Genomic DNA, 8,530 nt, shown 5'->3' with positions numbered 1-8,530 from the left:
TGGGGCCACGGCCACCTTGCTGCTGAGGCGGGCGGCACGGGCCCGCGCTGCAGGTGGTGCCGCTCCCCGGGCGGGGCACGACCTGCAGCCCTTTGCCGACCCCGAGGCGTGCCGCATCGCGGCGGCGCTGCCCCAGGCCAGCGAGGCGCACGCCGCCGACCCCGCCTTTGTGCGCAGCGTGGTGCTGCGCACGCAGCTGTTCGACCGGCTCACCACGCAATTCCTGAGCGCGCATCCGTCCGGCCTGTGCATTGCGCTGGGCGCGGGCCTGTGCACGCGGCGCAGCCGCCTGGCGGCCCTGGCCGGCACCGCACGCTGGCTGAACGTGGACCTGCCCGACGCCATTGCGCTGCGCGATCAATACATGGACGGCGACGAAACCCGCCTTGCCTGCTCCATCCTCGACACCTCCTGGCTGGACGCCGCCGCCCTGCCCGGCAACCAGCCCGTTCTGGTGCTGCTCGAAGGCGTCTGCCCCTACCTTCCCCAGGCGCCGCTGGAGGCCATGCTGCAGCAGCTGGCCCAGCGTTTTGCCGCGCCCGGCAGCCCGCCGTGTACCGTGGTGCTCGACCATGTGCACCCGGCCCTTGCACGGCTGCCCATGCAGGTGGGCGGCATGCGGCTGCCCGTCGTCTCCGGCTTTGCGGACGGCGCCCAGATGGAGCGCATCCACCCCGCCATCCGCATCAGCCTGCAGGAGCACCTGTATGCCCGGTTCTCGCAGCAGCACCAGCTGTTCGAGACCGCCTTCCACGCCACCACCGGCCAGCACCCGTATGCCGTCGTCCGCCTTGAACTGGGAGCCCCGTCCCTTGCCTGAGCCTGCGGCCCCGGACCTGTTTGCCAACGCCTTCCGCTGGCACGAGAAATTCCTGTCCCCCGTGCAGCAGGGCGACCGCCTCTTGCTGACCAGCGAACGCGACACCCTGGCCCTGGGCTCCGCCGCCGTCCTGGCGCTCAACGCCCCGCTGCAGGCCGGCACCAGCCTCATGCAGCACTGCGCCACAGCGCCCGATGCGCCGCTTGCGCAGATGCTGCACGCCCTGGGCGCCCTGCTGCGCCAGGGCCTGGTCCAGCCGGTGCTGCACAGCGACTTGAACGGCCACGGTTATCTGCAACCGGATTTCTCGGCCCCGCCCGTGCGCCTGCAGGCATCGGAGCAGATCGACATCGTCCTGCTGACTGCAGCGCTGGACAGTACAGCCGCCTGCCACTGGGCTGCGGCCGTGGCCACGCAGGCACCAGCCCCCACCCCGCTCACCATCGTTTTCTGCGACGACTACCTGGACCCGCGCCTGGGCGCCATCGACGCCGGCCAGCGTGCCGCAGGCCGGCCCTGGCTGCTGGTCCGGCCCGCGGGCGAGCAGGCCATGGCCGGGCCCTTGTTCACGCCCCATGCCGGCACCGCATCGGCCTGCTGGCATTGCCTGGCGCACCGCTGGCAACGCAACCATCCCGCACGCGCCGCGCAAGGCGGCCCGCCGCACGACAGCGGCCGCTGCCCGCCCGTGCGCGCCGGCGCCGACCTCATCGCCACGCGGCTGCAGGCCCTGCTGCCCACGGTGCAGCGCCTGCTGGCGCACACCGATGCAGCGCAAACCGTGTGGACGCTGGAGCCCCTCCAGGCCCACCCCGTGGCCGCCCGCCCGCAATGCCCGCACTGCGGCACACCGGGGCTGATGGCACTGCGCCAACGCGAACCCATTGCGCCAGTTCCCGGCACGCATGCCGCGCGCGCCGACGGCGGCTGGCGCAGCGTGCCGGCCGAGACCACGGTGCAGCGCCTGTCCCGGCACGTCAGCCCGCTGACCGGCGTGATTGCCCGGGTCACGCCGCTGACGGCCGAGACCGACGAAGCGCTCACCGTCTACCGCAGCGAAATCTTCAGAACGCCCGCGCCTGGCAGCGGCTTCCTGGCAGCCCCCCCGACACAGCTGTGCCTGGGCAAGGGCCTGTCGGCCATGCAGGCCCGCGCCAGCACCATGTGCGAAGCCGTGGAGCGCTACGCCGCCTTCCACCAGGGCGATGAAGCCGTGGTCGTCGCCCCCGCCGCGCAGCTGGATGCGCCCTGCATTCCTCCCACAGCGCTGGCCCGCTTCAGCGACCGGCAGACCGCCCGCTTTGCCACCGACAGGCCGCCGCATGCCGTGGCCCCCGGCGCCGGCCAGGGCGAACCCCTGTGGTGGGCGCCCGCCTGGTCCCTGACCGCCGATGCGCGCCGCTACCTGCCGCTGGGCTTTTGCCTGGCCCATGCGCCCGCGCAAAGCCAGCACCACGTGGGCTGGACCTCCAACGGCTGCGCGGCCGGCAACACGCGGGAAGAGGCCATCCTCCAAGGCTTCATGGAACTGGTGGAGCGCGACGCCGCCGCCATCTGGTGGTACGGCCAGATCCGCAGGCCCGCCATCGCGCTGGACGGCATCGCCGCAGCCACGCGCCAGCGCCTGGCGCGCAGCTGCGGCCCGCAATGGTCGTACTGGCTGCTGGACATCACCCATGACTTCGGCATACCGGTCGTGGTCTGCGTGGGCCGCCACGCGGATACCGGCCATTGGGCCGTGGGCTTTGGCTGCAGCCTGGACCGCGCCCTGGCCTGCGAACGCGCCCTCACCGAAATCAGCCAGCTGATTGCGGCGGGCAAGGGCTTTGCCGTGCCGCAGCAGGTGCAGGCCTTTCTGCATCCGCTGGACGGCACCGATGCGCCGCCGCAACAGCCTGCGCAGCAGGCGGACACCGCGCCGCCGGACATTGCCCGGGCCATTGCGCACTGCGTGGACATCGCACGGGGCCTGGGCCTGGAAACCATCGTCTACGACCACTCGCGCCCCGACATCCCTCTGTACACCGTCAAGGTCGTGGTTCCGGGCCTGTGCCATATCTGGCCGGAACTGGGCAATCCACGGCTGCGCGACGTGCCCGTGGCCCTGGGCTGGCGCAGCCGGCCGCTGCAGGAATCCGAGTTCAATCCGCAGGCGCTGTACGTTTGACAAACTGAAACGCGCAGCGGGCATGTACTCTCTCGGCTTGGCAACAGGCTGCCGGCTCCGGGCCAATGCGCCCCCAGCCCACCCCCTGTTCACACAAGCCCCAAGGAGAATTCGAGGCGATGGCCCTCTTTCGTAACCAACTCGACGGCAGCATCGTCGTGCTGCGGCCCCTGCATACCTTCGGCCGCCACCCCTCGGTCTGCCAGACCGTCATGAAGGCGCCCGACGTCTCCCAGGTCCACGCCCTGTTCCGCTGGAACCGGCAGACCTGGGAAATCGTTGACCAGAGCCGCAACGGCACCATGCTCAACGGCGTGCGCCTGGTCGCCGGCCGCTGGACCGTACTGACCGTGGGCGCCAGGCTCAGCATGGGCGAAGGCGCAGAAGCGGCCTGGACCGTGCAAGACCTGGGGCCGCCCGTCACCTGCCTGAGCCCCGGCCCGGGCCTGCCCCAGGACGCCCCCCTGGCCCTGAACCCGCGCGGCACCCTGCTGCCCGACGCCCAGGAGCCCGAAGCCAACGTCTTCTTCGAAGACGGCCGCTGGCTGCTGGAGTCCGGCGACGGCACCGAGCCCCTGGTGGACGGCGCCATGGTCCACACCTCCGCAGGCAGCTGGGAATTCGTGCAATGCGACGACCTGGAATCCACGCGGGAAAGCAGCTTCGACCCGCATGCGCCCAAGCCGCCGGACGTGTCCTTTCGCTTCCACGTCAGCCAGAACGAGGAGCACGCCAGCCTGACCGTCATGAGCGACGGCAAGCCCATCGCGCTGGGTGAACGCATACACCACTACACCCTGGTCACCCTGGCCCGCGTGCGCCAGCAGGACGCCCACAAGGGCCTGGCCCCCGCAAGCCAGGGCTGGATAGAGCTCGATGCGCTCTCGCGCATGCTGGGCGTGGATTCGTCGTACGTGAACATCCAGATCTTCCGCGCCAAGCACCAGATCCTCAGCGCCCTGCCCGAATGCGCGGCCTTGCCGGCCCTGGTGGAGCGGCGGCGCGGCAGCCTGCGCTTCGGGGACTTTGCGTTCGAGATCGAGGGCGGCGCGCGCAGCGCCTGAACGGCGAACTGGAACGGAGAACGGCAGGCACACGGCGCATCGCTCGCCGTATGTAATCAGCTGTAATTTTCTTGTTGTGCACACGTCAATAAAGTGGGAACCGGTTCCTGCCGCCTGCGGCAAGGACCTCTCACCCTCCTCCCGGACCGGGTTGCCCGAGTCCACTGGCGCACCTGGAAACCGCAAATGAGCATGGACATGCGACGTGTACTGTTGATCCCCGCCAGCGCGCGGCCCGTTGACCCTGGCCTGGCCAGCCTTTCCATGGACGCACAGGTCTGGGAAAACGGCTATCCCCTGGTCGTCGGCAAGGCCCGCCACGGCCTGCTGCAGGACTTCTGGCGGCACTACTACGGCGAATCCGCCGCCATGTTCGTGGCCTCGGACCAGCTGCTGGAACTGCACAACGACATCATGGCCGCCATCCCCGCCTGCGTGGGCGAGATGCCGGTGCTGCGTTTTCTCAACGACCTCGGAAGAATGTGCCTGCAGGCGCATGGGGACGGCAGCGGGCTGCAGGTCATCGGCGACTGACGAAACGGATGACTCCTGGGGTTGCCGCGCATCCCTGTCGCGGCATTGGGGCGCATGCACAATGGCATGCGCCTTTTTTCGTGCCCGCCCGACCATGAGCAACGCCCCGGATAGCCCCCCTCTTGCCCTGACCGGCAGCTGCCTGTGCGGCGCCATCGCCTATGCACTGCGCTCCACGCCCCAGGCCGTCTCGCACTGCCACTGCCGCATCTGCCAGAAGGCCCACGGTGCCGCATTCGCCACCTACGGCAGCGTGCCGGCAAAGGACCTTGTCTTCACCCGGGGCCAGGAGCAATTGCGCTCCTTTGCCTCATCGCCCGGCATCACGCGCTGCTTTTGCCAGCAATGCGGCTCATCGCTGTCATGGCACAGCCAGCATTACGAAGAAGGCGCATGGATCTCCGTCGCACTGGCCACGCTGGATTCGGAGTTTGTCGTGGGCAGGCAGCGGCATGTGAACCGGGGGGCGGGGATGGCGTGGGTGGATGGTGGGACAAGGTGATCGGGCGGATGGGGTCGGCCAAAAGCGGCCGGATGCCAAGGCCTGCCCGGCCGGTCGACCGGTGGACGACTTGTCCAGTGGCGGCCCTGGGGCGGCACCTATGATGCAGGGCGCGCCAGACGAGCCTGTGCTGGTGGTCTTCTCGGACAAGCAGAACCAGGGCAATCCGGACCGGCCCTTCCAGTACTTATGAACGACAACCCAAGCCAGGCACTCGCAGAGCAGCTGCAGAGCTCCACAAAAAACGTCGATGTGTTCTTGGCGCTGCAAGCGCTGTCCTGCGCTGCCCCCGCAGTGGCTTTCGAGGCCATCACGACATTCATGAGGTCCGCGCCGGCAAATCAGCTGCCCCTGGCCCGAAATGCACTGCTGGAGCTGGCGGACCGCGCTCCCGCGCTCCTGGTGAGCGCGACGCTGGACGAAGACGCAAAGGTGGCTGACGCGGCCAGGCAGGCCTTGTTGATCCGTCCCTCCAATGAGGCACTGCCCCTGTACCTGCGCATGGCCAAGTCCAAGAGCGTTGACGAAGCCTGCTCGGGCTGCATGTACCTGGGCCGTATCTCCTCGCCACAGGCCCGGGCGCCTTTGTTCAAGGCCTTGGGTCACCGCAGCGCAGCGGTGCGCGAGTATGCGGCGACATCCATTCACAGCCACGCCGACGAACACTGGATCGCCGACCTGCTGGAGGCCATCCGCACGCTGCGGCGTGAGGAGACCGACAAAAAGAAAGACTTTGGCGAGGTGATCAACACGCTGTGCAGCGCGGTGGTCCAGAAATCCACACACGCCTGCCTGGACCTGCTGATGGAAGGACTCCACGATGCGGACGCCAGAGTCCGCGGGGCCTGCATCAGCGCACTGGGGCGCCTGGGCGATACGGCAGCCGTGGTCCCGCTGATCGAGACGCTTGAACACCCGCGCCGCGGGATGCCGCGGGAGCTGAGGACGGCACTGGTCAAGGTGCTTGGCGAATTGGGCGACGCGCGTGCGATCGCGCCACTGCTGCGTGCCGGAGTGACCGTTGCAGCACCGGCGCTGGGCCCGCTGAAGGCGCAGGAAGCCGTGCCTGAACTGATGGCCGCGCTGGAGCAGGCAAGGACACCGCGCGATGCCGACGAGCTGGCCGAGGTGTTGGCCCAGCTGCAAGGGCCTGGCGAGTCGCAGTGGCCCCGCGCAGGGTTGCGCACGGCGTCGCTGCAGGTACGGCGAGCCGCCGCGCTGCAGCTGGCGCGCACCGCGCCCCAGGAAGCGGCCCAGCATCTGCGCGCCATGCTGCCCCAGCTGTGCGGCGGCGACGCCGTGGGCGTGGCCGAAACGCTGGCCTTGATGGGCTCAGCAGAGGGTTTCGAAGGCTTCGCGAAGGCATTGGCGGACGACCCCCACCACTGGAATGCCAGCGCCGTGGCGTACGCCTGCCAAAATCTTCGCGGCCCCCAGGTGCAGGCCCTGCTCCTGGGGCTGATACCCGGCATCCGCAACGAATACGTCCACCACGTCTGCAAAGCGCTGGCAGCGCAAGGGGCTGACGTATTGCCTGCGCTGATCGCTGCAGCCCAGGCAGCCGGCGACAGCGTGCGACACCGGTACGTGATGGCGCTTGCCGAGTTCCGCGACCCCCAGGGGGCCGGTTTGCTGGCGCCTCTGATGGTCCGCCGCAACCCGTTGCGGGACGCCGCCATGCTGTCGCTGTCAGCCACGCCCAGCGCCGAGGCCAGCGCGGCGCTGGCTGCGGCATTGCTGCAAGCCGAATCGCCGGCTGATGCCCGGCTGATCACCGAAACGCTGGCGAAGGCAGCCACGCGCGAGGCGATTCCCGACCTGATACGGGCGCTGCAGGCCGACCTCGCCACCGAAGAGATATTGGAAGCCTTGGGCCGTCTGGGCAGTCTGGGCGACCAGGCGGTTGTGCCTGCACTGATCGATCAACTGAGCAGCCCCAACGCGCGCCGCCGCCAGGCAGCGGCCATGGCGCTGGGGCAGATCGCAGACCCTGCGGCGGGGGCACCGCTTGTCCGCCTGCTGCTGAAAGAGTTTCATCTGGAGGTGGCGCAGGCCGCAATGCAAGCCTGGCTGGCCATGGGCGCGCAAGATGGTGGCGCACTCGATGGGCTGGGCGCGCCGGGCACGCGCGCATTCCTGTTGGCCAGTGCCAGACAGCTGCGCAGGGAACGCTGACACGCACATCCCCGCACGGATTGCGGTGCGCCCGGTCAGGATCTGCCATCGCTGTAGAGCCGGCATTTGGTGCGGCTGCTTGAGGCTGAGAGCTGCCCGGCCCCTTGACGAAGATTCACCGTGCCTTCAGGCAAAATCCAGACGATCGGGAAAGCTTGGCGTCAGGTCTGCCGGGAAGCCCAACTTGAAGAAGGGAACAGTATCAATGGCACTGACGAAGAAGGGCGAGTTCTGGTACGGGACAACGTCCGGCGACACCCAAGCCGAGCTGCGCAGCTACAGCGTTGCGAATCGCCATGAGGCCGTCCGGTTTGCCTCGTCCAAATGCGATTGCGGATGCCGGACTTTTGCGCTGCAGACGGATGAAGAAGCCGGCGTGGCCATCCGCACCTGCACCGACTGCGGGCAGGAACACCTGATGGGCGACAGCGCGGAACATGTTGAAGAGGCCGCCCCTGAGGCACACGAGTGCGTGTGCGAGAACGAGACGTTCGAACTGATGTCCGGCGTCTCCGTGTACGAAGGCACACACGACGTGCGCTGGTACTACATCGCTTGCCGCTGCGTGGAGTGCAATCTGGTTGGGGTCTTCGCAGACTGGAAGTGTGAAGCGGGTGATGCAGCGGCCTTCCTCGCCAAGGTATGAGCGCGCGGGATCAAGACGCGCTGCCCAAAGATCTGGTCAAGCGGGTTTGCCGGGTGCATGCAGGCGATAGCGCAAAAAGCGAGTCCCCTGAATATCCAATGCGCCATCTGGCCGAAATCCCAGCTTGAGAATCCCTTTTATTCTGGTTCTTGAAGGTGGCAGCAAAATTGTGATGGAGCTCAGCCCCAAGCCAGTGAATGCACGTTTCACTATCTCTTGATAGATGGCTTTGCCACTTCCCCAGAATTTGGGGTGAAGCACCAAAGCGAGGTCGGCATCACCTTCCTCGTACTGCAAACCGCCCCAGCCGGCAAATTGCTGGTCAATTTCAAACGCCCATGGCCCATAGCCGTATTGCTGCCACTGGGCATCCTTTTGCCGAGCCCATTCATTTGCTTTCGCCAGGTCGAAATTCGCACTTCCAAGCGGCATTTGTCGCAGCACATCTGGATTGTTGTTCAGCGAAACAATGTGAGCCGGATCAACTTCAGTGAGCCGCTTAAATTTCAAATTCATGCCTGTATCTGGTTGTCTATCCATCAAATTCAAAGCCTACCAAAACGGTGGTTGCCGACCGTCTATCTGAGCGTCAACCAAGGGGCAGCAGTCCACAGTGCGGGGT

Annotated in this window: 8 protein-coding genes; 7 read left to right on the top strand and 1 reads right to left on the bottom strand. The window is 67.5% G+C overall.

From position 1 onward, the window contains the following. The 7 genes from AC5I49_RS11270 to AC5I49_RS11240 form a co-directional block, all read left to right on the top strand. A partial coding sequence (locus AC5I49_RS11270) for a class I SAM-dependent methyltransferase (RefSeq protein ID WP_495789321.1) occupies positions 1-820 on the top strand: 820 nt, incomplete at its 5' end. Then, positions 777-2,987, top strand: a complete 2,211-nt coding sequence (locus AC5I49_RS11265; protein WP_313282522.1) for a TOMM precursor leader peptide-binding protein — start codon at positions 777-779, stop codon at positions 2,985-2,987. The genes AC5I49_RS11270 and AC5I49_RS11265, both read left to right, overlap by 44 nt. A gap of 119 nt (positions 2,988-3,106) precedes the next feature. Beyond that, entirely contained in the window at positions 3,107-4,051 is a 945-nt protein-coding gene (locus AC5I49_RS11260) for an FHA domain-containing protein (protein WP_016446376.1), read from the top strand. Between the two features lie 198 nt (positions 4,052-4,249). Next, positions 4,250-4,585: a hypothetical protein gene (locus AC5I49_RS11255; protein ID WP_223275358.1), complete on the top strand. Its 336-nt coding sequence runs from the start codon at positions 4,250-4,252 to the stop codon at positions 4,583-4,585. 94 nt (positions 4,586-4,679) lie between these two features. After that, positions 4,680-5,087, top strand: coding sequence for a GFA family protein (locus AC5I49_RS11250; RefSeq protein WP_016446377.1), 408 nt, complete (start codon positions 4,680-4,682; stop codon positions 5,085-5,087). Between the two features lie 189 nt (positions 5,088-5,276). Then, a complete protein-coding gene (locus tag AC5I49_RS11245) occupies positions 5,277-7,262 on the top strand; it encodes a HEAT repeat domain-containing protein (protein ID WP_313282525.1) in 1,986 nt (661 codons plus the stop codon). A 205-nt stretch (positions 7,263-7,467) separates the two neighbouring features. Next, complete coding sequence (locus tag AC5I49_RS11240) at positions 7,468-7,908, top strand: hypothetical protein (protein WP_034366122.1); 441 nt, start codon at positions 7,468-7,470, stop codon at positions 7,906-7,908. 36 nt (positions 7,909-7,944) lie between these two features. Here the strand turns inward: AC5I49_RS11240 and AC5I49_RS11235 are convergent, their stop codons facing one another. Next, positions 7,945-8,424, bottom strand: coding sequence for a GNAT family N-acetyltransferase (locus AC5I49_RS11235; RefSeq protein WP_074922909.1), 480 nt, complete (start codon positions 8,422-8,424; stop codon positions 7,945-7,947). Positions 8,425-8,530 lie beyond the last annotated feature (106 nt).

The organism is Delftia sp., from assembly GCF_059499305.1.
The sequence above is the reverse complement of the archived record's forward strand: the minus strand, read 5'-3'. Positions and strand labels throughout refer to the sequence as shown.